Source organism: Caldanaerobius polysaccharolyticus DSM 13641 (assembly GCF_000427425.1).
Lineage (GTDB): Bacteria > Bacillota > Thermoanaerobacteria > Thermoanaerobacterales > Caldanaerobiaceae > Caldanaerobius > Caldanaerobius polysaccharolyticus.
The window spans coordinates 8,711-33,994 of the sequence record NZ_KE386493.1; the positions used below are offsets into that span (position 1 = coordinate 8,711).

Genomic DNA, 25,284 nt, shown 5'->3' on the forward strand with positions numbered 1-25,284 from the left:
CAAGCAATACAAAAGTTTGTTACAGGGAAATCTTTTGTGATAACTACGAATTCTCAAGAATTGCTTAATTTGAGACAAAGGATGGATGAGACTTTAGGCAAGGGTAAATACAAAGTGATAAAAATAATACCACCTGCAGGACCAAAAGGAGCAGTTTTAGCGGGAAGTCGCCTTGAAAATGGTATAATGATTTCATCTAACGCATTAAAAGATCCTAACTTTCACCAGATGCTGAAATTTATAGATTGGCTGTGGTACAGTAAAGAGGGGCAAACTTTAACTAAATGGGGTGTGGAAGGAACAACGTATAAAGTCGTTAATGGAAAGATAGAATTAATGCCTGATGTCACAGCCGGTTTTTTAGGATTAAATCCTAATGGTACAAAAGATTTAAGAAAAGATTTTGGGTTTGGCAGTGGTGTATTTATGTTAATGTACGGCGGACCTAAAGAGTTGGCATATTCTTATATGAGAGACGAGGATAAAAAATTTACAGAAGAGGTAAATAAGACCAGGGAGCTACTTCCTCAAGCACCACCTATTTTGTATGATGAAAGTCAGAGAGAGCGGGCTAATATGATAAGCCAGCCATTAATGGATTATGTTCAGCAGATGACGTTGAAATTTATAATGGGTCAGGCATCACTGGATAAGGATTGGGATAAATTTGTGCAGCAGTGTAAGGCCAAAGGCAGTGACGAGCTTACAAAGCTTGCAAATCAAGTCTACAACAGCACTAAGAATCAACTTAAATAACCAGATTTTATATGATTATACCATTGGGTGGCTTTGCGCCACCCAATGGTATAAATGACGATATAGCATGGGATGTGGTAAATGAAGCGGTAGAGGATAAAGAAGATCATCTATCTGTTTAGGGATAACTTCCCGATTAAAAACAGGAAAGATTGGCCGTTGTTATTTGATGAAGAACAAAAGCCGATTTGTTAATTCTGAAAGCGAAAGTAATCAAAATATCGAATTTACTAAGTCCGATGAATATGAAATATTTTACCGCAGGCATTGTTTTAGAAGCGTAAAGGAATAATTATATGTTCATTGCCTATAAAAATTGGGAATTAAGTACATATTGTAAGGAATATCTGAATTTGACCGTTAGGAAGGGGATGCTTTATATGTTTTATGGAGTAGATTATTATCCTGAACATTGGTCGGAGGAAAGATGGGAAATTGATGCTAAATTAATGAGAGAAGCGAATATGAATATAGTTCGATTAGCAGAATTTGCGTGGGCAAAAATAGAGCCGGAAGAAGGAAAGTTTGATTTTTCGTGGCTAGACAAAGTTGTAGAAATTTTAGAAAAAAACGGAATAAAAGTTATACTAGGTACTCCAACAGCTGCACCGCCAAAATGGTTAATGGATAAGTGTCCTGACATATATCCAGTGGATTATATGGGACATACTTATGGGTTTGGATTAAGAAAACATACCTGTTATAATAGTGAGAATCTTTATAGATATACTGAAATTATTGTTTCAAAAATGGCTGAACACTATAAAGATTGTTCTGCTGTTTTTGGTTGGCAAATTGATAATGAATTTGGAGGTAGGTGCTACTGTGATAAATGTCAAAAAGCTTTTAGAAAATGGCTAAAGAAAAAATATATTACTATAGATCAATTGAATAAAGAATGGGGAACTATTTTTTGGAGCCAAGTATATCGCAATTGGGATGAAATAATAAGTCCACGTTACTCTATGTCAGCTGATATTACAACTCATAACCCTGGGCTTGTTTTAGATTATTACCGTTTTTATTCAGATACTATAGTGGCATTTCAGAAATTTCAAATAGATATTTTACGTAAAATAGTTCCTCATCATGTGATTACTCATAATTTTATGAAGCTTTATAATGGATTGAATTATTTTGATTTAGCAAAAGATTTGGATTTCGTTTCGTGGGATAATTATCCGGGGACTTCTGACAATATTATAGAGCCCGCGCTTGCTCATGATGTTGCTAGAGGATTAAAAAATACGACTTTCTGGGTAATGGAGCAGCAAAGTGGTCCTAGAGGTTGGCAAATTATCTCTGAAAATCCTGAGCCAGGACAAATGAGGCTTTTTGCTTACCAATCGATTGCTCATGGAGCAGACGCTATAATTTATTTTCGGTGGAGGACTTGTCCGTTCGGGACAGAGCAATATTGGCATGGGATTTTGGGACACGATGGTGTGCCAAGGAGAAGGTATTTTGAAGCTAAACAAATGGGGGAAGAGCTAAAGAGGATTTCTTCAATGTTTGAAAAGGGAAATATACCGGCACAAGTTGCTATAATCAGGTGTTATGACAATGAATGGGTATTTGAAATTCAGCCTCATGTCAAAAAGTTTCGTTATATAGATCATATTAGGCGGTATTATGAAGCTTTGTTTCGTAACAATATACAAGTAGATGTTGTTAGCCCTGTTGCTGATCTCGGTAAATATAAACTGGCTATAGCGCCTCAGTTAACATTAACTAATGAAAAAATAATAGAAAATCTTTATAAATATGTAAAAAATGGAGGTATACTTATATCTGGTTTTCGTACTGGAGCACGTGATTGGAACAATAGAATCATTATGGATGTGTTACCTGGAGAACTAAGGGAACTTTTCGGAATTGAAATAGAAGAATATGGGATAATACCAGAAAATAAATTTAATTTATTGAAGTTTGAAAAAGAAAATATGATTATAAATTGTGATACATGGTATGAAATCCTCAGTCCTATAACTGCTCAGGTTATAGCTAGATTTGGAGATAACTTTTTTGAAGGTAGTCCTGCGCTGACAATGAATAATTATGGAAATGGAAGAGCTTACTATATAGGTAGTGTTCCTAGTGAAAAAGATATAGATAAATTTGTGTATTGGCTTGTAAAAGAATCAGAAATACACCCACTTTATGATAAGCCTATTCCTGGTGTTGAATTTAGTTGTAGAGTAAAAGATGGGAAAGAAGTATTGTTTATTTTAAACCATAATTCGAAAGAAGTGAACATTGAACTTATAGGATCTTATGTTGATATTATAAAGAGCAAAAAATGGGAAAACCATATTGAAATACCTTCTAAAGATTTGGTTATATTGCAGAAGATATAAAGAAGGAAAGTTGATCGTGTGAATTACTTGTGCCAGGTACGAAGTGGCCATTTCTTTTTGATGTCGATTATAGGCCTAAAAGTGCTTTTTACAACATAGTCGATTTTTGATAACCAATACATTTCAGCAAAATCTAAAAATTTAAATTATAATGTTAGTTGGTTGATGGGGGATTTTATTATGATTAATGTAGCCATAGTCGGCGCTGGAAATATTTCTCCTGCTCATATAAAAGGTTTTTTAGAATTTCCACAAAGATGTAAGATCGTTGCGATATGTGATATCTACAAAGAAAAGGCGGCAGAGAAGAAGAAGCGGTTCGGCTTAAATGATGCTATTGTATATGAAAATTATAAAGAGATATTAAAAATGGAAGATGTCGACGTTGTGGATATATGTACACCGCCATATACCCACGCCAATATTGCAGTAGATAGTTTGAATGCTGGAAAGAATGTAATCGTGGAAAAGCCAATGGCAGCATCACTAGAAGAATGTGACAAAATGTTAGAAGCGTCAAGGAAAAACAAAAAACTCTTGTCGGTAATATCGCAAAACCGTTTTAGAACCCAATTTATGAAATTAAAAAAGGTAGTTGAGTCAGGTCTAGCCGGTGATATAGTACATGCACAAGTAGACTCATTTTGGTGGAGGGATCATTCCTACTACGATCTTTGGTGGAGAGGTACATGGGAAAAAGAAGGCGGGGGATGCACACTGAATCATGCGATACACCATATTGACATGCTTATATGGCTTTTAGGCATGCCTGAAGAAGTGCAGGCTGTTATGAACAACGTAGCCCACGACAACGCCGAAGTTGAAGATATATCGATAGCGATACTTAAGTATAAAAACGGTGCTCTAGCTCAGATAACTAGCTCAGTTGTGCATCACGGAGAAGAGCAACAGATAGTACTTCAGGGGAAAAAGGCGAGAATATCCGTTCCTTGGAGAGTGTATGCGTCTGTTGCATCAAATAATGGTTTTCCGGCAGGGAGAGACGAAAAATTAGAGAAAGAGATTCAAGATTATTATGATAGCATTGATGAGACCAGATATGAAGGACATACTCCCCAGCTTGATGATGTTCTAAAGGCGCTGGAATTAAACCGTGATGTCTTAGTAAAGGGTGAGGACGGGAGAAATGCTCTAGAGCTTATAACGGCCATTTACAAAGCAGCTTCCACAAGGCAAGTTGTTAAGCTTCCGATCGAGAAATATGACCCATTTTACACGGTTAGCGGCATAATGGCCTCCGTACCGCATTTTTATGAGAAAAAAACATTTGTTGAAAATTTTTCTGATGAGCGCATAACATTTGGAAGAGATATAAAGTAAATGGTGGGGGGATAGCAATGAACAAAGAAAGCGGCATGTACTATATGCCAGAAAGCAAGGCTAAAAAAGTTTGCAGTGAAGGAGATTTTGCATTTGCAGCCATTGGACTCGATCATGGCCATATATATGGCATGACAAAAGGACTAGTAGAAGCCGGCGGAGAAATAAAATGGGTTTACGATAAAGATCCGAAAAAAGTCGAAGCATTTTTAAAGGCATTCCCAAATGCCAAGAAAGCCCGCAGTGAAGATGAGATACTTATGGATAACTCAGTTAAACTAGTAGCAAGTGCAGCCATACCATCGGAAAGATGCAGCATAGGGCTAAAAGTTATGGATGCAGGAAAAGACTATTTTGCAGACAAGCCACCTATGACCACAAGAGAGCAACTAGAGCAAGCTAAAGACAAAGTAAAAAAGACAAAGAAGAAATATGCCGTCTATTATGGTGAAAGACTCCACAATGAAGCATCAGTGTATGCAGGGCAGCTAGTAGAAAATGGAGTAATAGGACGAGTAATACAAGTTATTGGAATGGGGCCACATAGAGTGGGAAAAGGAAGGCCAGATTGGTTCTATGAAAAGGACAAGTTTGGAGGAATATTGTGCGATATAGGAAGTCATCAGATAGAGCAGTTTTTATTTTTCACAGGTGCAAAAGATGCAAAGGTCCAATCAGCAAAAGTAGCAAATTACAACCATAAGCAGTATCCCACTTTTGAGGACTTCGGAGATGTGACACTAGTTGGTGACAATGGCGCAACGGGTTACTTTAGAGTAGATTGGTTTACCCCAGATGGCCTTAGAACATGGGGCGATGGAAGGCTATTCATATTAGGTACAGATGGATATATAGAACTTAGAAAGTACATCGATGTTGCTAGAGAAAATACGACAGATCATGTGTATCTAGCAAATAAAGATGGCGAGTTTTATATGGATGTAAAAGGCAAAGTAGGGTTTCCTTTCTTTGGTGAATTGATACTTGACTGCTTAAATAGAACAGAAAATGCCATGACACAAGAGCACATATTTAAAGCTATAGAGCTAGCGTTAGATGCCCAGTATAGTGCTACTAAAGTGGAATAAAAAGGAGAGGACCCATTATGTCAGAGGCTTATAATAGCATATTGTGATAAATTTCACTTAATATGAATTCGGAGGTATTGGCATGATAAAAATAAAAATACCAAAAAAATCCAATAGCATAAAGTTTAATAATAGATGGAGATATTGCGTTGGCACAGGGAGGTTAGGATTGGCTCTTCAAAAGGAGTATATTGATACATTAAAATACGTAAAGGAAAACATCGATTTTAAATACATCCGCGGGCATGGACTTTTGTGCGATGATATAGGCATTTATCGTGAAGATGCAATAGGCAATGATGTAAGGCCGTTTTACAATTTTACGTATATAGATAGAATCTTTGATTCATTTTTGGAATTGGGTATACGACCTTTTGTTGAAGTTGGTTTTATGCCGAAAAAGTTGGCGTCTGGAGATCAGACAGTATTTTATTGGGAAGGGAATGTAACCCCACCTAAAGATTATGATAAGTGGAGCAACCTTGTAAAAGCGGTTGTAGAGCACTTTATCTCTAGATATGGAATAGAGGAAGTTTTGAAGTGGCCGTTTGAGATATGGAATGAGCCAAACTTAAAAGAATTTTGGAAAGATGCTGATCAAAAGGAGTATTTTAAGCTTTACAAGGTTACTGCAAAGGCGATTAAAGAAGTAAATGAAAATATAAAGGTTGGAGGCCCCGCCATATGCGGTGGAGCTGATTACTGGATAGAAGACTTCTTAAATTTCTGTCATGAGGAAAATGTTCCTGTTGATTTTGTGTCGCGCCATGCATATACTTCTAAACAGGGTGAGTATACTCCGCATCTTATATATCAAGAGATCATGCCACCGACGCACATGCTGGATGAATTTAAGAAAGTAAGAGATATGATAAAGAATTCGCCTTTTCCAAATCTTCCGTTTCACATAACGGAGTACAATACATCTTATAGCCCATTAAATCCTGTACACGATACGCCTTTTAATGCAGCGTATCTTGCAAGGATTTTAAGCGAAGGAGGAGACTATGTTGATTCCTTTTCATATTGGACATTCAGCGATGTGTTTGAAGAGAAAGACGTACCAAGGTCGCAGTTTCATGGAGGGTTTGGACTAGTTGCGCTGAATAATATACCGAAGCCGACTTTTCATATGTTTACATTTTTCAATGCTATGGGAGAGGAAATTCTCTATAGAGACGATCATTTGCTTGTAACTAGAAGGGATGATGGATCAGTTGCGCTGATTGCGTGGAACGAAATAATGGAAAAGACAGAAAATCCAGATAAAGAATACGAACTGGAGATACCTGTGGATTTTAAAGATGTCTTAATAAAGATGAAGTTAATCGACGAAGAATACGGTAATCCTTGGGGTACATGGAGACATATGGGTAGACCTAGATTTCCAAGCAAAGAGCAAATTAATACTTTAAGAGATATTGCAAGGCCTAGAATCAAGACAGATAGAGTTACATCAAATAATGGATATGTTAATCTAAAATTTAAATTAGGTAAAAATGCAGTGGTATTGTTTGAACTGATTGAAGTAGTAGATGAGTCAAGCACTTATATTGGGCTTGATGATAGCAAAATGAATGGATATTGATTATAATTTGCGATTTAGGAGGATGAAAATGGGACTTTTTGACATGCCATTAGAAAAACTTCGGGAATACACTGGTACAAATCCGTGCCCGGAAGATTTTGATGAATACTGGGATAGAGCGCTAAAAGAAATGAGGTCAGTTGATCCGAAAGTTGAGCTTAAGCCCAGCAACTTTCAAGTGCCATTTGCAGAATGCTACGACTTGTACTTTACAGGCGTGCGTGGCGCAAGGATACATGCCAAGTATATAAGGCCTAAAATAGATAAGAAGCATCCTGCACTAATAAGGTTTCATGGGTATTCATCAAATTCAGGAGACTGGAGTGATAAATTAAATTATGTGGCGGCAGGCTTTACAGTTGTGGCTATGGACGCAAGAGGCCAAGGTGGTCTATCTGAAGATGTAGGCGGTGTAAAGGGAAATACGCTCAATGGCCACATTATAAGGGGATTAGACGACGATGTAGACAACTTGTTGTTCAGGCATATTTTTCTAGATACCGCACAATTGGCCGGAATAGTGATGAATATGCCTGAAGTAGATGAAAATAGAGTGGGAGTGATGGGACCTTCTCAGGGCGGAGGCTTAGCATTGGCCTGTGCTTCACTGGAGCCTCGCATACGTAAAGTGGTATCTGAATATCCTTTTTTATCTGATTATAAAAGGGTATGGGATTTAGACCTTGCAAAAAATGCCTACCAAGAGATTACAGATTATTTCAGGCTTTTTGATCCCAGGCACGAACGAGAAAATGAAGTGTTTACTAAGCTTGGTTATATAGATGTGAAAAATCTAGTAAAAAAGATAAAAGGCGATGTGCTTATGTGTGTTGGACTTATGGACCAAGTCTGTCCGCCATCGACTGTATTTGCAGCATACAACAATATAAGGTCAAAGAAGGATATAAAAGTATATCCTGATTACGGCCATGAGCCTATGAGAGGATTTAGCGATTTGGCTATGCAGTTTTTACTGGAGCTTTAAATGTACAGAGATGAGGAGATCTGACTACGTCAAATCTCCTCACACTTTGGTCAAATTTTTGATACCAAGAATTTACGAAGTTATTAAAAACTGCCGGTCTTGATAAACATATATAGAAATTGGAATCATGTTAGTTGTTTATATAAATGCTATTAACGATCAAAACCGGTTTTGCTACACGTTGAACCTAAAGACTATTACATCTCCGTCTTTGACTACATAGTCCTTTCCCTCCAGCCGCATTAGCCCTTTTTCCTTAGCGGCTGCCGGAGAGCCTGCTGATATGAGGTCTTCATATCCTATGACTTCAGCCCGTATAAACCCTTTTTCAAAATCTGAGTGGATTTTTCCTGCAGCCTCTGGGGCTTTTGTGCCGTTTTTTATAGTCCACGCGCGAACTTCCTTGGGACCTGCTGTGAAGTAATTAATCAGGCCGAGAATTCTATATCCGATTCTTATCAGCTTGTTTAGACTGGGCTCTGATAGCCCCAGCTCTTTGAGAAATTCCTGCTTTTCGTCGTCGGAGAGGTCGGCCAACTCAGCTTCGATTTTGGCGCATATAACTATGACCTCTGAGTTTTCACCTTTGGCGTATTCTCTAAGCCTCCTGACGTACTGATTTTCTTCTAGTAGATCCTCTTCTGATACATTGGCTACGTATATGACGGGTTTGCTGGTCAATAGCTGCAGTTGCTTGACGAAATCTTTCTCTTCTTCTTTAAAATTCATAGATCTAACGGGCTTTTCTGACTCTAACTGATCTTTTATCCTTTCTATAATTTCTACCTCTGCCGCGTATTGCTTGTCACCTGATTTAGACATTTTTTTAGCTTTTTCCAGGCGCCTTTCTATAACCTCTAAATCTGCCAGTATGAGCTCTAGATTTATCGTCTCTACGTCCCTGATGGGATCTATGCTTCCCTCTACGTGAACCACATCGGGATCTTCAAAGCACCTAACTACGTGGGCGATCGCTTCTACCTCTCTTATATGGGAAAGGAATTTATTGCCTAGTCCCTCTCCTTTGCTGGCACCTTTGACCAAACCGGCGATGTCTACAAATTCTACGGTAGCCGGAGTGATTTTAGCAGGATTAACCATTTTTGCCAGCTCATTTAACCGATTATCAGGTACTGCTACCACACCTACATTGGGCTCAATGGTACAAAAAGGATAATTGGCGCACTCAGCACCTGCTTTTGTTATGGCGTTAAAAAGCGTGCTTTTTCCAACATTAGGTAATCCTACAATTCCAATCTGCATGGCTTTCTTCCTTTCAATAGTATTTCCATCTCGTGCAAAAATCAGTATAGCACTTAGGCGTATAATATTCAATACCGTATAAATAGAAGTTAATAAGTTAAAATAAACTTGGAGGTGATTGATAAGTGAAAAAATTGAAAGTTCTCAGTGTCGTTTTAATTATATTGTTCGCGCTTACGGCTGTTTTTACAGGTTGTAAAGCGCCTGCTAGAAAACCCACCACACCTACAAAGACTACTAGGGTTGTGCCCAGAACTACTACACCCCGGACTACACCTTCCAGGATGGTGCCCACTCCTACCAGGACGGTACCCACGCCTACCAGGACTACCAATTCTCAGACAGCTAGGGCCAACAGGATAGCTGCAGCTGTAGCTAAGCTCCCTGATGTCAACAGGGCCACAGTGGTGATCAGCGGAAATACGGCTTTAGTGGGCATAGACATGAAAGGCAATGTGGAAAAGACAAAAGAGGCCAAAGTAAAGAAAAGCGTGGAAAAAACAGTGAGGTCTACGGATAAAGCCATAAATAATGTTAGCGTAACGGCAGATCCTGACCTTTATAACAGGATAAATAGCATAGCCGCTGATGTGGCAAGGGGTAAACCTATATCAGGTTTTGCCAGGGAAATTAGCGAGATATTAAAGCGCATAACTCCTTCTAGATAATAATCAAAAATCCTATCACTTCTGTGATAGGATTTTTGCAGCTTGAATTGTTTGAATTCGATGAAGCGTGGAAGGATGGGTATATGAGAACCATTCGATAAAAGACGGGGGGTCTACATCCAGCAGGTCTTTTTTAGATAGATCTACTTGTAGTTTGATCGCGGAATTTTTGTCGTGTAAGTAACTTACAGATAGTATATCGGCTTGTCGTTCCATCTGCCTGGATATGTAGTTTTGCAGTGGGCTTGCATCAAAGCTTATTAAAAACGCAAATAAATACACCACTGCCAGTGCGGCTATAGGTAAATTTTTTCCATAAGGCCATGTAATTGTGGTTTTTAAAAGCTGATGAAGTAAAAATAAAGCGATAAAAATACTCACCGATCCTAATAACAAGCTTTTTAGAACGTGATTTTCTTTCCAGTGAGCGGCTTCGTGGGCGATTACGGCTTTTATTTCGTCTTGTGGGTATTTTTTAAGCAATGTGTCGTACAGTACTATTTTATTGTTTTTGCCTATTCCATAAAAATATGCATTAGCTTGTGTTGTTCGCCTGCTGGCGTCCATTACCTGTACGTTGTCTATATGTATACCTGCGTTTTTCGAAATATCCTCTACCATTTGCAATATTGAAGGGTCTTCTACAGGAGTGAATTTATTGAATAAAGGCGCTATAAGGTAAGGCCAGATTAAATTTTGAACAAATAGCATAATAGATAAGAATATCCAGGCAGCCACCCACCACCAGTTTCGCCACCGATTTATCGCGTAAAAAAACAGTAGGGTACTTGCTCCTGATATTGCTATCTCTAACAGAGAGCTTTTTAAATAATCCTGCCACCACGATGTCATGTTCTGGATGGAGAAACCCCATTTTACATCGATAATATGGCTGTAAAGGGCAAAAGGCAGCGATAAGGCATTTAGCATAAGCCAGAAAAATATAAAAAACAATACGGCGCTTATGTAATACCGCCCTGATGAAATCTTTTCGGTAAAGCGGGACAGCTTGATGGCACCGCTGCCTAATGTAAACCATAAGAGAAAAAGACTGGTGGATAAAAACGAGGATATGTATATCAGTCTGCTAGTTCTATGGTATTCCCTTGATTTGTCGATTTCTGCAGGTGTAAAATATTTAAAAGCCTCAGGGGAAACTTTACCAGGGTATAGCGTGTAGTAAAGGTACAGAGCCGAAAACGCAAGAGCAATTCCCACAAGCAACAACCATATTTTGGAGAGTTTTATAAGGTTCATATATTATCACCTCTGTTTAAGCGTTGCAATGTAATATTATAGATATTATATCAAAATATGTAATGGGAATCAATTGTTTACTACTGGGAGGAGGATGGGTATGCAGGTAGAGATATTAAAAGCTATACAATCCATACATAATCCTTTTTTTGATATGCTGTTTATTTCAATTACCTATCTTGGAAGTGAATTTTTTTATTTTGTCTTTATTCCATATTTTTACTGGAATGTCGATAAAAGATTTGGCTTAAAGCTAAGTATTATGTTTCTTATCTCCGTATACTTAAACACCGCAATAAAGGAGCTTACGTCGATAAATAGGCCGATAGGATATCCGGGTATTCGCTCTCTGGCTTTGTCAACTGCAGGTGGGTATTCTTTTCCCAGCGGACACGCTCAGCATTCTACGGTTGTCTGGGGTATAGTTGCAAGCCGTTTTAGATCTGTGAAATGGTATGTAATAGCGGGAATTTTTATCGTATCGGTTTCTTTTTCACGATTATACCTGGGAGTTCATTGGCCGCTGGATGTTATAGGAGGTATTGTAGTGGGCTTTGCTCTGGTGTACCTTTCATCCAAGACAAAATGGCTATCTGCGTTGCGTCTTTCTCATGAGTGGTTGTTATGGCTGGGTTCTGTAGCTGTTTCGCTCTTGTTGCTCTTGATATTCCCCCAACACGACATATGGCGCGTCTCGGGCATGATGTCGGGTTTGCTTTTAGGGTATTTTATAGAAAGCAAACACGTAAAGTATGAGGTCGGTGTGAGCAAAGGGCATAAAAAAATCGCCCTGCACTTGATAGGAATTTCGGGCCTTTTGATTATATACATTGGGTTAGGCTACGTCTTGCCTGCGGAGTTGGCTTTTACATGGATAAAACACTTTGCGATGGGCGTGTATATAACCCTGATCGTGCCTTATTTCTATAAAGTTGTAGTATAAGTCTTAAGCAAAAGGTTAAATCCTCTTTGCTCAGACTTATACTATAGTGCAATGGCTTTATTGGTCCTCAAATCGCTTTTTGATTTCCATGAGGAATTGTTCTGTATTTACTACTTTTTTATCCGGCAGATCGCAGAGCAAGGCCAGGTCTTTGGTCATTGTGCCTTCTTCTATCGTCTGAATCGCTGCTTTCTCCATTTTATCGGCGAATTCCGTCAGGCCTTTAATGCCGTCCAGCTCTCCACGCTTTCTCAGCGCACCTGTCCAGGCGAACAATGTGGCCATGGAGTTGGTGGACGTCTCTTCGCCTTTTATGTACCTATAATAATGCCTTGTAACTGTTCCATGGGCAGCTTCGTACTCATAACAGCCGTCTGGCGATACCAGCACAGATGTCATCATGGCGAGGCTGCCGAAAGCTGTTGCTACCATGTCAGACATCACATCGCCGTCGTAGTTTTTGCACGCCCAGATCATGCCGCCTTCGGATCTTACCACGCGGGCTACAGCGTCGTCGATCAGCGTGTAAAAGTATTCAATCCCTGCATCTTGGAATTTTTCCCTGTATTCGCTATCGTATATCTCCTGAAATATGTCTTTAAACCTGTGGTCATAGGTTTTAGATATGGTGTCTTTTGTGGCAAACCAGAGGTCCTGTTTTAGATCCAGTGCGTAATTAAAGCAGGCCCTGGCAAAGCTTTTTATCGAGTCGTCCAGATTGTGCATAGCGGCTACCACACCTGGGGTTTCAAATTCGTGTATGGTTTGTCGCGCTTCGCTGCCGTCTTCAAAGGTAAATACCAGCTCAGCTTTTGCCGGTTTTTGAATGCGATACTCCACGTCTTTGTACACGTCGCCGTATGCATGCCTGGCCACGGTTATTGGCTTTTTCCACGTCTTCACAAGGGGCTTTATGCAATTTACGATAATAGGGGTGCGAAAAACCGTTCCGTCCAATATGGCTCTTATAGTACCATTAGGACTTTTCCACATGGATTTAAGGTTGTACTCCTCTACCCTCTGAGCGTTTGGAGTAATTGTGGCGCATTTAACCCCCACTTTGTACTTTTTAATGGCATTGGCGGCATCCACGGTTACACGGTCCTCTGTCTCATCTCTGTTTTTAAGCCCAAGGTCGTAGTACTCTGTTTTTAAATCTATGTACGGTTGCAGTAAAATCTCCTTTATGAGCTTCCAGAGTATTCTGGTCATTTCGTCTCCATCCATTTCCACTAAAGGGATGTTCATTTTTATTTTTTCTGCCATGGTTTTTCCTCTCCTTTTTTCAATTTGAGGTGTGATGCAAAAATATACATTGTTATTATAATGTATATTTATTGTATAGACAAGTGAAAAGATTGAGTCTGTTCTTACAAAGCCTTTAGCTTTATAAATATATTATAGGTGAAAAGACTATGGAGAGGTCTAAGTTAAAACTGGCAATAGGCAATCTGGGAGTTTCAATGGGAACCAATGCACTGGCTACTTATATGACCCCTTTTTTGCACTACAAGACTGGTAGCGCCGCACTGGGCGGTTTTATGTTGAGCCTTGGCATGCTGTCAGGGGTCATAATACAGCCTTTGATGGGAATGATCAGCGATGCCACGTCTACCCCCTGCGGAAGGCGAAAACCCTATGTGCTCCTTTTTGGAATGATGTGCTTTGCCTTCGCGTTGCTTTTAAGTGCCGCTAAAGGGATTAGAGACGTTCTTTTATGGTTTTTCTTATTTTTTATGTCGTTTCATGCGTACCAGATACCCCTTAATTCCATGATACCTGATAATGCCTGTAAAGGAGAAAGGGGGATTATCTCTGGTTACTGGAATTTACTAGGTGGTATTGGAGCCTTTTCGGTGCCCATGCTTGGAGGGATTTTATGGGATTCTAATAACTCCTTATTTTTTCAAATCGTGGGGTTAACCATAGCGTTAACATCGATTATCCCAGTGGTATCTGTGAAGGAGAAAAAGCAGATTAGGAGCAAGGTATCTGTGGAGTTAATCAAAAGGTACTTTAAAAGCGACGAGACTTTAAGGTTTTATGGAGCGAAAACCCTATGGTGGATGGCTGTGGCCTCTGAAATGCCTTATCTCGTCATGTACTTTAACCAGCACATGGCCATGGGCATGGACGTATCCAGCTTGATGGTCAGTGTACTCATGTTTTTTAACATCATATCATCGCCATTTCTGGGTAGGTTGGCTGACAGATATGATCGTAAGTACCTTTTAATTGCCTCTTTGGCGTGTTTTGTGTTGCTAAATGCCTTTTTGCAAAGGATTACGTATTTGCCTTTGCTGGTTTTGACGATGGCATTTATAGGAATTTGTTATGCGTCTTTGTCCGTTTTTCCTTTTGCCATACTTATAGATATCATGCAAAAGGGCCATGAAGGGTTTTACCTGGGCATGGATAATGTATTTTTGTATTTGCCTAGTGGAATTTCCACAGCAATAAGCGGATACATGATCGCAATGTACGGTTACAGCATAATATTTATAATCGCTGCTGCATTGGCTTTATGTGCTGCTGCGTTTATCATTTTGTTCTGGAGAGATTAATGTGGATTTGTTGAATGAAAATCCTGTTTGATGTAGAATATAGTACTACAGTTGATGTAAAAAAGGAGGGTTTTTGTTGAAAATAGCAGAAGGTGTTAACCTGTACGTAGATAGGATAAACAAGTTTAAGACCACGTCTATAAACGTGTACGTTCACGAAGAGCTAGGGGATAATGCTTCTAAATTTGCCCTTATTCCATCAGTGCTAAAAAGGGGTTGTAACGGATACCCTACGTATAGAGATATAACCAGATATCTGGAAGGGCTTTACGGTGCCAGCTTGAGGGTTGGCGTGGGCAAAAAAGGTGAGAGGCAATTTATACAGTTTAATATGGAAGTGGTAGACGGCCGATACGCAGGGGAAGACACGTTTACAAAAGCAGTGGATTTCATCTGCAGGATTTTGACGCAGCCTGTGCTGGAAAACGGACATTTTAAAAAGAGCTATGTGGATATAGAAAAGCAGAATCAAGTAAACCAGATAAAATCCAGGATAAATGATAAAACCGCTTACGCCGTAGAGAGATGCTTTGAGGAGATGTGTAAAGGTGAAAAATTTGCTATTGACCGCCTGGGTACCCAGGAAATGACACAAGCTATTGATGAAAAAAATCTATACGATTACTACAGAGATGTGCTGGCGTCAAACCCTATTGATATTATCGTAACAGGGGATGTGGGCGAAGACGAGGTGGAAGCTATCGTAAGGAACGCATTTAATTTTGCCAGGGAGGGCGTTAAACCTATTGCTCCAACCGCTGTGGTCCATTATGTAGATCGCGTAAAGGAAGTCGTAGACAGGTTAGATGTAACCCAGGGAAAACTTTCTTTAGGTTTTAGGACCAACGTGTTGCCGGACAGCCCTGATTATTTTAAGCTTGTCGTCTATACCGGCATATTAGGTGGTGGCCCTCATTCTAAATTGTTTGCCAATGTGAGGGAGAAGGCAAGCCTTGCGTATTATGCCTTTGCCAGGCTGGAACGGTACAAAGGGCTTATGGTCATTTCGTCAGGTATTGATGTGGATAATTACCACAAAGCCTTGGACATCATAAATCAGCAACTTGAGGACATAAAAGCTGGCAGGATATCAAATTACGAATACGAAAGCACTATAAAGGCCATAGAAAACAGTGTAAAATCTATGACAGATAGCGCTTTTCAGAGAGCCGATTTTGTATTAAGCGAATCCATTGTAGGTACTAATTATAGCTTTGACGAATACCTGCAAAGAGTGAGAAGCGTAACCATAAGCGATGTGGTTGATGTGGCTAGGAGAATTCAATTGGATACCATTTATTTCATGAGAAATAAGGAAGGGGCAAAGTGATATGCATGATATTATAAAGGATGCTGTTATAAAAGAAGAACTGGTGCACCATGTGACTCCCAGTGGTTTGAACGTGTTTGTAATGCCCAAAAAAGGCTACACAAAGCAGTACGCCATATACGCTACCCATTATGGATCTAATGACAGCGAGTTCGTCGTTCCAGGAGAAAGTCAGCCTACTAAGGTACCTGAAGGTATAGCCCATTTTCTAGAGCACAAGATGTTTGAAGAAGAGCATGGAAGCATATTTGACGAGTATAGCAAATTAGGGGCATCTGCTAATGCCTTTACCGAATTTAACATGACGGCCTATTTGTTTAGCAGTACTGATAAATTTTACGATTGCTTGAAAATCCTGCTGGGCTTTGTGCAGAGGCCGTATTTCACCGATGAAAATGTAGAAAAAGAAAAGGGCATAATAGCTCAGGAAATCAGGATGTACCAGGATGATCCCAATTGGAGAGTTTACTTTAACGCTCTGAATGGCCTCTACAGCGTGCACCCGGTTAGGTTGGATATAGCGGGGACTGTTGAAAGCATAACTAAAATAGATAAAGATTTGCTCTACAAATGTTATTATGCATTTTACACGCCTCAAAATATGGTGCTTTTTGTAGCAGGGGACGTGGACTGTAAGCAGGTGTTTAGCATAGCGGATGAAATGGTAAAACCGGGTAAGGTAAGCGGCAACGTGACTAGGATTTATCCCGTTGAGCCTAAAGGGATAAATAAGGCTCAGGTAGTACAGGAAATGATGGTCTCCATGCCCATGTTTGACATCGGCTATAAAGATGTGGATACAGGTTATGACGGTTACAGGCTGTTGAAAAAAGGAGTAGAGATGGAAATCGCATTAAGTGTGCTCGCCGGTAAGAGTTCAAGGCTTTACAACGACTTATATGATAGGGGTCTGATAGACAATGACTTTGGATTTGATTTTGAAGGTCAGAAGGACTACGGGCACTCTATTATAGGGGGCGAGTCAAAAGACCCCATGGCGGTTATGGAAGCTGTCACTAAAGAGGTGGAAAGAATAAAGAAGGAAGGGGTTGGCCAGGAAGACTTTGAAAGAATAAAAAGGTATATCAAGGGAAGGTACATAAGAATGTTCAATTCTGTAGAGAGTATTGCTCACGCCTTTATCTCATATTATATGAAGGGAATAAACATACTAGATGTCCACAAGGCCATAGATGAGGTAAAGGCAGAGGATGTCAACAGGAGGTTTGAAGAGCAATTCAATAACCCTGTCATTTCTATTGTAAAACCTATAAGTGCCAGATAAGGCACTTTTTTATTTTTATTGAAGGATTTTTGGATTTGGTATAGAATAATACTATAAAAGTGGTTTGAAGTGGTGTAAAGTGGGGCAAAGGTGAAGGGTTTGTGATGGTTTATGTTTTTTGGCGAGTATCAACACACCATGGACTCTAAAGGCCGCGTGATTATGCCGTCTAAGTTTAGAGAGGGACTGGGAGATACATTTATAATCACAAAAGGGCTTGATGAGTGCCTTTTTGTATACTCTTTGTCGGAGTGGGAGAGAATAGAACACAAGTTGAAAGAATTGCCCCTTAACAAAAAAGATGCTAGGGCTTTTATGAGGTTTTTCTTTGCAGGTGCTTCTCAATGTGAGGTGGATAAACAAGGAAGGGTGTTGATACCGCAGAATTTAAGGGAATATGCTTCTTTAAAGAAGGATTTAATGATAATAGGGGTTTCTACAAGGGTGGAGATATGGAGTCTGGACAAATGGCAGAAGTATGTAGATGATACTGATGTCTCGTTTGAAGAGATAGCAGAAAACCTTGAAAATTTGGAGATATAGGTGATCCCATGGAGTTTAAACACGTGCCTATAATGGTAAGAGAAGTCATAGATATGCTAAATCTAAAGCCAGGAGATGTGGTAGTAGATGCCACGATAGGCGGGGCTGGCCATTCGCTGGAGATGGTAAAGCGCATATTGCCTGGTGGTTTGCTTATAGGAATTGATCAGGACGATGAAGCGATTGAAGCGTCTAAGGTTAGGCTTGAACCGTTTGGAGAAAGTGTGATACTTAAGAGGACAAATTTTTCTTGTATAAAAGAGGTATTGAAGGACTCGGGTGTAAATGCGGTAGATGCAATACTGGCCGATATAGGCGTTTCATCTTATCAACTGGACGAAGCCCAGAGGGGTTTTTCTTATATGCACGATGCACCTCTGGATATGAGGATGGACAGGCGTTCGGAAATAACGGCAGAGTTTCTGGTTAACTCTCTGAGCAAAGATGAACTAGAAGAAATCATAAGGGACTATGGGGAAGAGCGCTGGGCGAGGAGAATCTCTGAGTTCATCGTCAGGGAAAGGCAAAAAAAGCCTATAAAGACCACTGCCCACTTGGTGGAGATAATAAAATCAGCCATTCCAGCGAGGAGCAGACGTGGAGGTCATCATCCTGCCAAGAGGACCTTTCAGGCGCTTAGAATAGCCGTAAACAATGAACTTGCCATTCTAGAGAAGGCCATAACCGATTTTATAGATGTGCTTAAACCTGGAGGAAGACTTGCTATAATAACATTTCATTCCCTGGAAGATAGGATTGTAAAAAACGCGTTTAAAAGGGAGGAAAATGCCTGTGGCTGCGATGGGAAGCCGCGTACCAGGATAATTACGAAAAAACCCTTGGTGCCATCCGCTGAAGAGCGTGAGCGCAATCCACGGTGTCGCAGTGCCAAGCTTCGCGTCGCAGAGAAGCTGTAATAATTCACATAAGAGGTGAATAGATTTGTTTATAGAACAGCGCTCTTATTACGAGCTTTTGGAGCAAGAAAGGCGAGAGAAGCGGCATAAAAGACTTAAACCGCGCAGAAAATTAAAGCAACTGGTTTGCATCTTTTTTGCTCTCTGCGCTGGTATAACCATAATATCCCGTTACGTAGTGATCGTGAGAATGAGCTATGCCAATGAAGAATTATCCAGGCAGTACAGCCAGATAGTATCTCAAAACAAGGAACTGGAGGCCAACCTGGCCAGAGCAAAAGATTTGCAGCGGATAGAATCTATAGCGGTAAATCGATTGGGTATGGTAAAGCCTGATGAAACACAGATCGTATACGTAAAGGTTCCTAAGGCTCGTAAAGGTAAATGAGGTGATATATTAGTGAAAGTCGGCATGTTAACCAGGAGACGCCTTTTGCTGATGCTGTTGGCCGTCATTTTTGCCACATCAGCATTGAGCGTAAGACTTGGTTACATACAGATGATAAAAGGGCCGACTTACATGAAGATGGCTGAGGATCAATGGACGCTGGATGTAATGGTGGCGCCCAAACGCGGGACCATATACGATAGAAACGGGCATGAACTGGCTGTTAGCGCTACAGCGGGCAAGGTATCGGCGATACCTAGAGAGGTAAAGAATCCTCGCCAGACTGCGAGGGTTTTGTCTCAGCTCCTGAATTTAGATGAAGGTGATGTATATAAAAAAATAACGCAAAACGTACAGGAGGTGCTTTTAAAGCGCAGGGTATCCGAGGATGTGGTAAAAAGATTGAGGGAGTTGAATATCGCGGGGGTAGAAATATCCAACGATACTAAAAGGTATTACCCAGAAGGCAACCTTTTGTCTCACGTATTGGGTTTTACGGGAACAGATAATCAGGGCCTTGATGGCATTGAATTGATGTACGATAAATACTTGAAAGGAGTTCCCGGGTATATTTTATCCCCTATCGATGCTTTGGGCAGAAAACTTGATAATCAATCCACGCAATACAATAAGCCTAAAAATGGCTTTAATGTGGTATTAACCATTGATGAGAACATACAAAAGTTCACAGAAAAAGCATTAGAAGATGCCTATGCCGTAAACAAACCAGAAAAGGGTGTAACGGCTATTGTCATGGATCCTCGTACAGGGGAGATATTGGCACTGGCCAACAAACCCGATTATGACCCCAATAATCCTTTTGAGGGCGATCAAAGTAGTTTGTTTAAAAAGTGGAGGAATAAGGCGATTTCAGATACATATGAGCCCGGTTCTGTTTTTAAAACTATAACCGCTGCTGCCGCTTTGGATTCAGGAAATGTAAGACCTGACGACAGATTTTACGATAGAGGGTTTGTTACTGTAGCGGGGCACCAGATAAAGTGCTGGGCATGGTACGATCCCCATGGTTCTGAGACTTTTGTGGAAGGGGTACAGAATTCCTGCAATGTGGTGTTTGTGGAGACTGCCCAAAAAATGGGTGCGTCGGTGTTTTACAAGTATATAGAATCCTTTGGATTTGGTGAACCTACGGGCATAGAATTGCCCGGTGAAGCCAGCGGTATAGTAACTCCCCTGTCAAAGGTTGGGCCTGTGGAGCTTGCTACCATTTCCTTTGGCCAGGGTATATCGGTTACGCCCCTTCAAATGATAGATGCGCTTTCCGCTATTGCCAATGGGGGAAACCTCATGGAACCGATGCTGGTCAAGTACATATTGGATCCTGATAATGGGAAAATTGTAAAAGAATTTAAACCAAAGGTCATAAGAAGGGTCATCTCGCCGCAGACCTCGAAGGAGATGAGGGACATACTGGAATCCGTGGTATCCAAGGGAACAGGTAAAAAGTCTTATATACCAGGTTATAGGATTGCGGGTAAAACGGGTACGACGGAAAAATACGCACCAGGCAAGTATGTGGCTTCCTTTGCAGGGTTTGCGCCGGCGGATGATCCCAGGATAGCTGTCATCGTGATGATAGATGAACCCACAGGTTCAGGACATATGGGAGGCGCTATAGCGGCACCGGTAGTTAAAAGCATTATGGAGGATTCGCTGAAATATCTGGGAGTCAAACCTATATATACGCCAGAGGAGAGCAAAGAGCTGGAAAAGAGAAATGTGATAACTCCCGACTTTACTGGCATGAAGGTAGATGATGCCAAGGTTAAGGTCATAGACTCAAAGCTCACGTATAATGTAGAGGGAAACGGCGATGTAGTGTTAGACCAGTCGCCTAAGCCTGGTGCTTCTGTAAAAGAAGGCTCAACCGTATTTCTGTACGCGTCAAAGGACGAAAGTTCGGTACTGGTATCAGTACCTGACCTTACAGGCAAGACACTTAGGGAAGCTATGGACCAACTTAATGCGTACGGAATAAAGGTCAGTATAAGCGGTGATGGCATTGTAATAGGCCAGACTCCACCTGCTGGCACCAAGGTAAAAAGGGGTACAGTGGTACATTTGATATTAAGTCAGCAGAGGCAGCCTGCTGGTCCTTGACGGCAAGTGACAAATTGTACCATGTATTTATACTCCGTAAAATATATGATATACTGTATGTAGCGGTTTTTAACGATGTCAATTGATAGAGGAGATAGTTATGTTGTTGAGGGATTTGCTCAATGGCGTTGACGTTGTATCTGATTGCGAAGGCAGCATTGATGTAAAAGGCATAAAGTACGATTCAAGGCAAGTCGTAGACGGAGATGCATTTTTATGTATTAAAGGGTTTAACACAGACGGCCATAGATACGCCCAAGAGGCTGTAGACAAGGGCGCCTTGGTGGTAATCGCCGAGGACGAGGTGAATGTAAAAGGCGCAGAAGTAGTGATAGTGAAAGATACCAGGGTGGCCATGGCCAGGATGGCGGCTAATTTTTACGGCCATCCGTCAAGGGATTTTACATTGATAGGCGTTACGGGCACCAATGGCAAGACCACTGTGGCCAGTGCGATTAGATGGGTTTTAAAGGATATGGGATACAAGACAGGCCTTATAGGCACTATTAATACGGTTATTGGGGAAAAGGAGACTCCATCCGCTCACACTACCCCGGAATCAGTGGATTTGCAGCGCATTTTCAAAGAGATGAGAGATCAAGGCGTTCAATACGCAGTTATGGAAGTATCATCTCATTCCCTGGCCCTTCACAGGGTGGACCAGTGTGAATTCGATGTAGGAGTATTTACCAATTTAACTCAAGACCACCTGGACTTTCATAAGACCATGGAAAACTACATGAAAGCCAAGTTGAAGCTGTTTAAGATGGCTAAGAAGAGCGTAATAAACGTTGACGACAGCTATAGCGAATTTTTTGTACAACAGGCCAATAGGCCTTTGTGTACGTACGGCATCAACGGCGGGGATTTTATGGCAAAGGATATCGTGCTGGGCGATAGCGCGAGATTTACTCTTTGCCATAATGGGCTTACCGTGCCGGTTAAGTTTCCGGTACCCGGAAGGTTTAGCGTCTATAATGCGCTAGCTGCTGTCGCAGCTATATGGTCACTAGGTTTTCCAGTGAAGTCTATAGTGGAATCGCTGGAAAAATTCCCTGGCGTAAAAGGCAGATGTGAACTGGTGGACTGCGCTGCACCTTATAAAGTTGTAATCGATTATGCCCATACTCCTGATGGGCTTGAAAATATACTGAGGTCTGTAAGGGAATTCACGGCCAACAGGCTTATATTGGTATTTGGCTGTGGAGGAAATAGGGACAGATCAAAAAGGCCTAAAATGGGTGAGATAGCGATTAAATACGCCGATTACGTTGTGGTTACTTCAGACAATCCTCGTTCCGAAGATCCTGAAGCTATTATATCTGACATACTTAAAGGCATAGACGGCGTAGCAGAAAATAGGTACGAGGTCATAGTGGATAGAAAAGAAGCTATAAGGCGTGCGCTGAGCATAGCGAGGAAAGGCGACGTGGTGTTGTTGGCGGGAAAAGGCCATGAGACATACCAGATTTTAGGAGACAGGACTATACCTTTTGACGAAAGAAAAATAGTAAAGGAGATACTTGGAGGAAAAGATGCTTAGTATTGAAGATATCATAATGGCTACTGGTGGAAAACTTATAAGTGGTACAGAAAAAGTGGATATAACCGGTGTAAGCACGGATTCGAGGACAGTGAAAAAAGGGGATTTGTTTGTGCCCTTAAAAGGCCAGACATTTGACGGCCACGATTTTATAGGGCATGCGTTAAACAGCGGGGCGGTAGCGGCTTTAACCGCCAAGGAATTGACTTTTCATACCGATAAAGCGATCGTGCTTGTAGACGATACACTTTCGGCCCTTCAAAATGTTGCCAAATATCACAGGGAGAGATTTGATCATTTAAAAGTTATAGGTGTTACGGGCAGTACAGGTAAGACCACTACGAAAGAGATGATATATGCGGTATTGCGCAAAAGGTTTAACGTCTTAAAGACCGTGGGCAATTTTAATAATCAGATAGGGTTGCCGTTGACCTTGCTGAACTTAAACGAATCTCACGATATAGCGGTTGTGGAAATGGGAATGAGTTCTTTCGGTGAAATAAGGGCGTTAAAAGACATCGCAAAACCTGATATAGCTGTGTACACCAACATAGGGATTTCTCACATTGAGAAATTGGGTTCCAGAGAAAACATATTAAAAGCCAAGCTGGAGATGGTGGAGGATTTTAACAAAGACAACTGGGTGGTGTTAAACGCTGATGACGATATGCTTTTCAATGCTTTGAAAGGTATACCCGGTACCATTGTAACCTATGGCGTAAACAGAGGGGATATAAAGGCGACGGATATTAAACAGGCGGATAAATTGTGCTTTAAGGTTGCGCATGGTAATGAATCTGTAAAAGATGTTGTAGTGGAGTTAAGCGCATACGGTATGCACAACGTGTACAATGCCCTGGCCGCTATAGCGGTGGGCCTCATTTTTGATATAAGCCTTTCTGAAATAGCCGCAGGTCTTAAAGACTACACTCCTGAAAAAATGAGATTAAATGTGGTAAAAGCCAATGGCATTGTGATAATAGACGATTGCTATAACGCCAGCCCCGACTCGATGAGAGCTGCTGTGGACGTTTTAAGTGGTATAAGCAAAGGGGATTTAAGGACTATTGCTGTACTGGGTGATATGAAGGAATTGGGGGACTATTCCGTTGCGGCCCATAGGGATGTGGGAGAATATGTACATAAAAAAGGTATTGATATTCTTTTATGCGTCGGAACATTGGCTGAGTATATAGGCCAGGGGGCGGTAACCAGCGGGATGGAGGTATCTAATATATACAAGGTTAGAGATAACAGGGAGGCTATAGGGCTTTTAAAGAGGTTGTTGAAAAGAGATGATGTGGTACTGGTAAAAGGGTCCAGGGCAATGAAGATGGAAGAGATTGTTAATTTTTTAAGGGGAGAAGAGATATGCAGCTATTTGTGCAGTTGATAGCAGCGACCATAGTATCGTTTATTATAAGCATGTTACTTGGACCTTTGATAATACCTACGCTAAGGGCGTTAAAGTTTGGGCAGACAGAAAGGTTAGACGGTCCGCGATCCCATTTATCCAAGAGCGGAACGCCTACCATGGGCGGTATTATATTCATGGTGAGCACGGTAATAACCGGCCTCATATTTATCCCTGCTGGCTCTGATAAACTGGTTTTATTGCTTGTCACCATAGGGTTTGGGATGATCGGCTTTATCGATGATTTGCTTAAAGTGGTGTTTAAGAGATCTTTAGGCTTAAAAGCGCGCTTAAAATTACTACTTCAATTTGTTGTAGCTGCGATTTTAGCGTATTACGCTTACAGTCAGCCTGGGATAGGTACAAAACTCTACCTTCCTTACGGAGGAACGACGATAGACTTAGGTAAGATGTTCATACCCTTCACGGTATTTGTGGTAGTGGGGACGGTGAACAGCGTTAATATAACCGATGGGCTTGATGGCCTAGCCAGTGGCATCACGTTTATAATATCTACATTCTTTGCGGTGGTATCCATGAGCATGGGCAATTTACCGGCGGCTCTTTTTTCAGGGAGTATAACAGGTGCTACGCTGGGTTTTCTGCGCTACAATTTATATCCTGCCCAGGTGTTTATGGGAGATACCGGTTCATTAATGCTGGGTGGTGCGCTCGCTGCTATAGCGGTTTTGACCAGGTTGCAGCTTATATTGCCTATAGTTGGTTTGATATTTGTAGTGGAAGCACTTTCAGTTATAATCCAAGTGGTCTGCTTCAGGCTGACGGGTAAAAGGGTGTTTAAGATGAGCCCTATTCATCATCACTTTGAGCTTTGCGGTTGGCCTGAGACCAGAGTAGTTCACGCATTTTGGCTGATTACGCTTTTGCTGGTGGTGTTATCTTTTGTGGTGGTGTCGCTGTGATATTTCAAAA

Annotated in this window: 20 protein-coding genes and 1 pseudogene; 18 read left to right on the plus strand and 3 right to left on the minus strand. The window is 40.9% G+C overall.

Going from position 1 to position 25,284, the window contains the following annotated elements; genetic code table 11:
* From CALPO_RS0100035 to CALPO_RS0100065, 6 genes and pseudogenes are all read left to right on the plus strand, one after another.
* Window positions 1-756, plus strand: a pseudogene (locus CALPO_RS0100035) (extracellular solute-binding protein); the annotation flags it as partial.
* 380 nt (window positions 757-1,136) lie between these two features.
* Window positions 1,137-3,113, plus strand: a complete 1,977-nt coding sequence (locus CALPO_RS12785; RefSeq protein ID WP_035171794.1) for a beta-galactosidase — start codon at window positions 1,137-1,139, stop codon at window positions 3,111-3,113.
* Window positions 3,114-3,293: 180 nt separating this feature from the next.
* The gene (locus CALPO_RS0100050; RefSeq protein WP_026485513.1) at window positions 3,294-4,454 is read left to right on the plus strand and encodes a Gfo/Idh/MocA family protein; all 1,161 of its coding nucleotides are present in this window, start codon (window positions 3,294-3,296) and stop codon (window positions 4,452-4,454) included.
* A gap of 17 nt (window positions 4,455-4,471) precedes the next feature.
* The gene (locus CALPO_RS0100055; RefSeq protein ID WP_026485514.1) at window positions 4,472-5,542 is read left to right on the plus strand and encodes a Gfo/Idh/MocA family protein; all 1,071 of its coding nucleotides are present in this window, start codon (window positions 4,472-4,474) and stop codon (window positions 5,540-5,542) included.
* 82 nt (window positions 5,543-5,624) lie between these two features.
* Window positions 5,625-7,130 (plus strand): GH39 family glycosyl hydrolase, encoded by a 1,506-nt coding sequence (locus tag CALPO_RS0100060; RefSeq protein ID WP_026485515.1) that lies wholly within the window; start codon window positions 5,625-5,627, stop codon window positions 7,128-7,130.
* A gap of 28 nt (window positions 7,131-7,158) precedes the next feature.
* On the plus strand, window positions 7,159-8,115 hold the full coding sequence (locus CALPO_RS0100065; protein ID WP_026485516.1) for an acetylxylan esterase: 957 nt from the start codon (window positions 7,159-7,161) through the stop codon (window positions 8,113-8,115).
* 174 nt (window positions 8,116-8,289) lie between these two features.
* On the opposite strand, the gene ychF is transcribed toward CALPO_RS0100065, so the two are convergent.
* A complete protein-coding gene (gene ychF, locus CALPO_RS0100070; RefSeq protein WP_026485517.1) occupies window positions 8,290-9,378 on the minus strand; it encodes a redox-regulated ATPase YchF in 1,089 nt (362 codons plus the stop codon).
* Between the two features lie 125 nt (window positions 9,379-9,503).
* Here ychF and CALPO_RS0100075 point away from each other — a divergent pair, with 125 nt between their 5' ends.
* Window positions 9,504-10,046, plus strand: a complete 543-nt coding sequence (locus CALPO_RS0100075; RefSeq protein ID WP_026485518.1) for a YhcN/YlaJ family sporulation lipoprotein — start codon at window positions 9,504-9,506, stop codon at window positions 10,044-10,046.
* A 15-nt stretch (window positions 10,047-10,061) separates the two neighbouring features.
* On the opposite strand, the gene CALPO_RS0100080 is transcribed toward CALPO_RS0100075, so the two are convergent.
* Window positions 10,062-11,303, minus strand: coding sequence for a M48 family metallopeptidase (locus tag CALPO_RS0100080; protein ID WP_026485519.1), 1,242 nt, complete (start codon window positions 11,301-11,303; stop codon window positions 10,062-10,064).
* A 100-nt stretch (window positions 11,304-11,403) separates the two neighbouring features.
* Here CALPO_RS0100080 and CALPO_RS0100085 point away from each other — a divergent pair, with 100 nt between their 5' ends.
* Window positions 11,404-12,246 carry a phosphatase PAP2 family protein gene (locus CALPO_RS0100085; protein WP_026485520.1) on the plus strand — a complete coding sequence of 281 codons (843 nt, stop codon included), beginning with the start codon at window positions 11,404-11,406 and terminating at the stop codon, window positions 12,244-12,246.
* Between the two features lie 57 nt (window positions 12,247-12,303).
* On the opposite strand, the gene CALPO_RS0100090 is transcribed toward CALPO_RS0100085, so the two are convergent.
* On the minus strand, window positions 12,304-13,512 hold the full coding sequence (locus tag CALPO_RS0100090) for an NADP-dependent isocitrate dehydrogenase (protein WP_026485521.1): 1,209 nt from the start codon (window positions 13,510-13,512) through the stop codon (window positions 12,304-12,306).
* Between the two features lie 149 nt (window positions 13,513-13,661).
* Between CALPO_RS0100090 and CALPO_RS0100095 the strand changes: the two genes are divergently transcribed.
* The 10 genes from CALPO_RS0100095 (at window position 13,662) to mraY (ending at window position 25,274) form a co-directional block, all read left to right on the plus strand.
* On the plus strand, window positions 13,662-14,810 hold the full coding sequence (locus CALPO_RS0100095; RefSeq protein ID WP_026485522.1) for an MFS transporter: 1,149 nt from the start codon (window positions 13,662-13,664) through the stop codon (window positions 14,808-14,810).
* A gap of 76 nt (window positions 14,811-14,886) precedes the next feature.
* Window positions 14,887-16,140 carry an EF-P 5-aminopentanol modification-associated protein YfmF gene (gene yfmF, locus CALPO_RS0100100; protein WP_245589858.1) on the plus strand — a complete coding sequence of 418 codons (1,254 nt, stop codon included), beginning with the start codon at window positions 14,887-14,889 and terminating at the stop codon, window positions 16,138-16,140.
* Window position 16,141: 1 nt separating this feature from the next.
* The gene (gene yfmH / locus CALPO_RS0100105) at window positions 16,142-17,425 is read left to right on the plus strand and encodes an EF-P 5-aminopentanol modification-associated protein YfmH (RefSeq protein WP_026485524.1); all 1,284 of its coding nucleotides are present in this window, start codon (window positions 16,142-16,144) and stop codon (window positions 17,423-17,425) included.
* A gap of 111 nt (window positions 17,426-17,536) precedes the next feature.
* Window positions 17,537-17,968: a division/cell wall cluster transcriptional repressor MraZ gene (mraZ, locus tag CALPO_RS0100110; protein WP_026485525.1), complete on the plus strand. Its 432-nt coding sequence runs from the start codon at window positions 17,537-17,539 to the stop codon at window positions 17,966-17,968.
* An 8-nt stretch (window positions 17,969-17,976) separates the two neighbouring features.
* Window positions 17,977-18,885, plus strand: coding sequence for a 16S rRNA (cytosine(1402)-N(4))-methyltransferase RsmH (gene rsmH, locus CALPO_RS0100115; protein ID WP_026485526.1), 909 nt, complete (start codon window positions 17,977-17,979; stop codon window positions 18,883-18,885).
* Window positions 18,886-18,910: 25 nt separating this feature from the next.
* Window positions 18,911-19,273: a septum formation initiator family protein gene (locus CALPO_RS0100120; RefSeq protein WP_026485527.1), complete on the plus strand. Its 363-nt coding sequence runs from the start codon at window positions 18,911-18,913 to the stop codon at window positions 19,271-19,273.
* Window positions 19,274-19,324: 51 nt separating this feature from the next.
* On the plus strand, window positions 19,325-21,394 hold the full coding sequence (locus CALPO_RS0100125) for a stage V sporulation protein D (RefSeq protein ID WP_051585757.1): 2,070 nt from the start codon (window positions 19,325-19,327) through the stop codon (window positions 21,392-21,394).
* Between the two features lie 100 nt (window positions 21,395-21,494).
* On the plus strand, window positions 21,495-22,937 hold the full coding sequence (locus tag CALPO_RS0100130) for a UDP-N-acetylmuramoyl-L-alanyl-D-glutamate--2,6-diaminopimelate ligase (protein ID WP_026485529.1): 1,443 nt from the start codon (window positions 21,495-21,497) through the stop codon (window positions 22,935-22,937).
* A complete protein-coding gene (locus tag CALPO_RS0100135; RefSeq protein WP_026485530.1) occupies window positions 22,930-24,330 on the plus strand; it encodes a UDP-N-acetylmuramoyl-tripeptide--D-alanyl-D-alanine ligase in 1,401 nt (466 codons plus the stop codon). The genes CALPO_RS0100130 and CALPO_RS0100135 overlap by 8 nt, the downstream gene beginning before the upstream one ends.
* Window positions 24,309-25,274, plus strand: a complete 966-nt coding sequence (gene mraY / locus CALPO_RS0100140) for a phospho-N-acetylmuramoyl-pentapeptide-transferase (RefSeq protein ID WP_026485531.1) — start codon at window positions 24,309-24,311, stop codon at window positions 25,272-25,274. The genes CALPO_RS0100135 and mraY overlap by 22 nt, the downstream gene beginning before the upstream one ends.
* The last annotated feature ends 10 nt before the right edge of the window (window positions 25,275-25,284 follow it).

What these genes read in the sequence shown, in the direction of transcription:
- CALPO_RS12785 (WP_035171794.1), top strand. Translation starts at nt 1,137, where the DNA reads ATGTTTTATGGAGTAGATTATTATCCTGAACATTGGTCGGAGGAAAGA.
- CALPO_RS0100050 (WP_026485513.1), top strand. Translation starts at nt 3,294, where the DNA reads ATGATTAATGTAGCCATAGTCGGCGCTGGAAATATTTCTCCTGCTCAT.
- CALPO_RS0100055 (WP_026485514.1), top strand. Translation starts at nt 4,472, where the DNA reads ATGAACAAAGAAAGCGGCATGTACTATATGCCAGAAAGCAAGGCTAAA.
- CALPO_RS0100060 (WP_026485515.1), top strand. Translation starts at nt 5,625, where the DNA reads ATGATAAAAATAAAAATACCAAAAAAATCCAATAGCATAAAGTTTAAT.
- CALPO_RS0100065 (WP_026485516.1), top strand. Translation starts at nt 7,159, where the DNA reads ATGGGACTTTTTGACATGCCATTAGAAAAACTTCGGGAATACACTGGT.
- ychF (WP_026485517.1), bottom strand. Translation starts at nt 9,378, where the DNA reads ATGCAGATTGGAATTGTAGGATTACCTAATGTTGGAAAAAGCACGCTT.
- CALPO_RS0100080 (WP_026485519.1), bottom strand. Translation starts at nt 11,303, where the DNA reads ATGAACCTTATAAAACTCTCCAAAATATGGTTGTTGCTTGTGGGAATT.
- CALPO_RS0100085 (WP_026485520.1), top strand. Translation starts at nt 11,404, where the DNA reads ATGCAGGTAGAGATATTAAAAGCTATACAATCCATACATAATCCTTTT.
- CALPO_RS0100090 (WP_026485521.1), bottom strand. Translation starts at nt 13,512, where the DNA reads ATGGCAGAAAAAATAAAAATGAACATCCCTTTAGTGGAAATGGATGGA.
- CALPO_RS0100095 (WP_026485522.1), top strand. Translation starts at nt 13,662, where the DNA reads ATGGAGAGGTCTAAGTTAAAACTGGCAATAGGCAATCTGGGAGTTTCA.
- yfmH (WP_026485524.1), top strand. Translation starts at nt 16,142, where the DNA reads ATGCATGATATTATAAAGGATGCTGTTATAAAAGAAGAACTGGTGCAC.
- mraZ (WP_026485525.1), top strand. Translation starts at nt 17,537, where the DNA reads ATGTTTTTTGGCGAGTATCAACACACCATGGACTCTAAAGGCCGCGTG.
- rsmH (WP_026485526.1), top strand. Translation starts at nt 17,977, where the DNA reads ATGGAGTTTAAACACGTGCCTATAATGGTAAGAGAAGTCATAGATATG.
- CALPO_RS0100125 (WP_051585757.1), top strand. Translation starts at nt 19,325, where the DNA reads ATGCTGTTGGCCGTCATTTTTGCCACATCAGCATTGAGCGTAAGACTT.
- CALPO_RS0100130 (WP_026485529.1), top strand. Translation starts at nt 21,495, where the DNA reads ATGTTGTTGAGGGATTTGCTCAATGGCGTTGACGTTGTATCTGATTGC.
- CALPO_RS0100135 (WP_026485530.1), top strand. Translation starts at nt 22,930, where the DNA reads ATGCTTAGTATTGAAGATATCATAATGGCTACTGGTGGAAAACTTATA.
- mraY (WP_026485531.1), top strand. Translation starts at nt 24,309, where the DNA reads ATGCAGCTATTTGTGCAGTTGATAGCAGCGACCATAGTATCGTTTATT.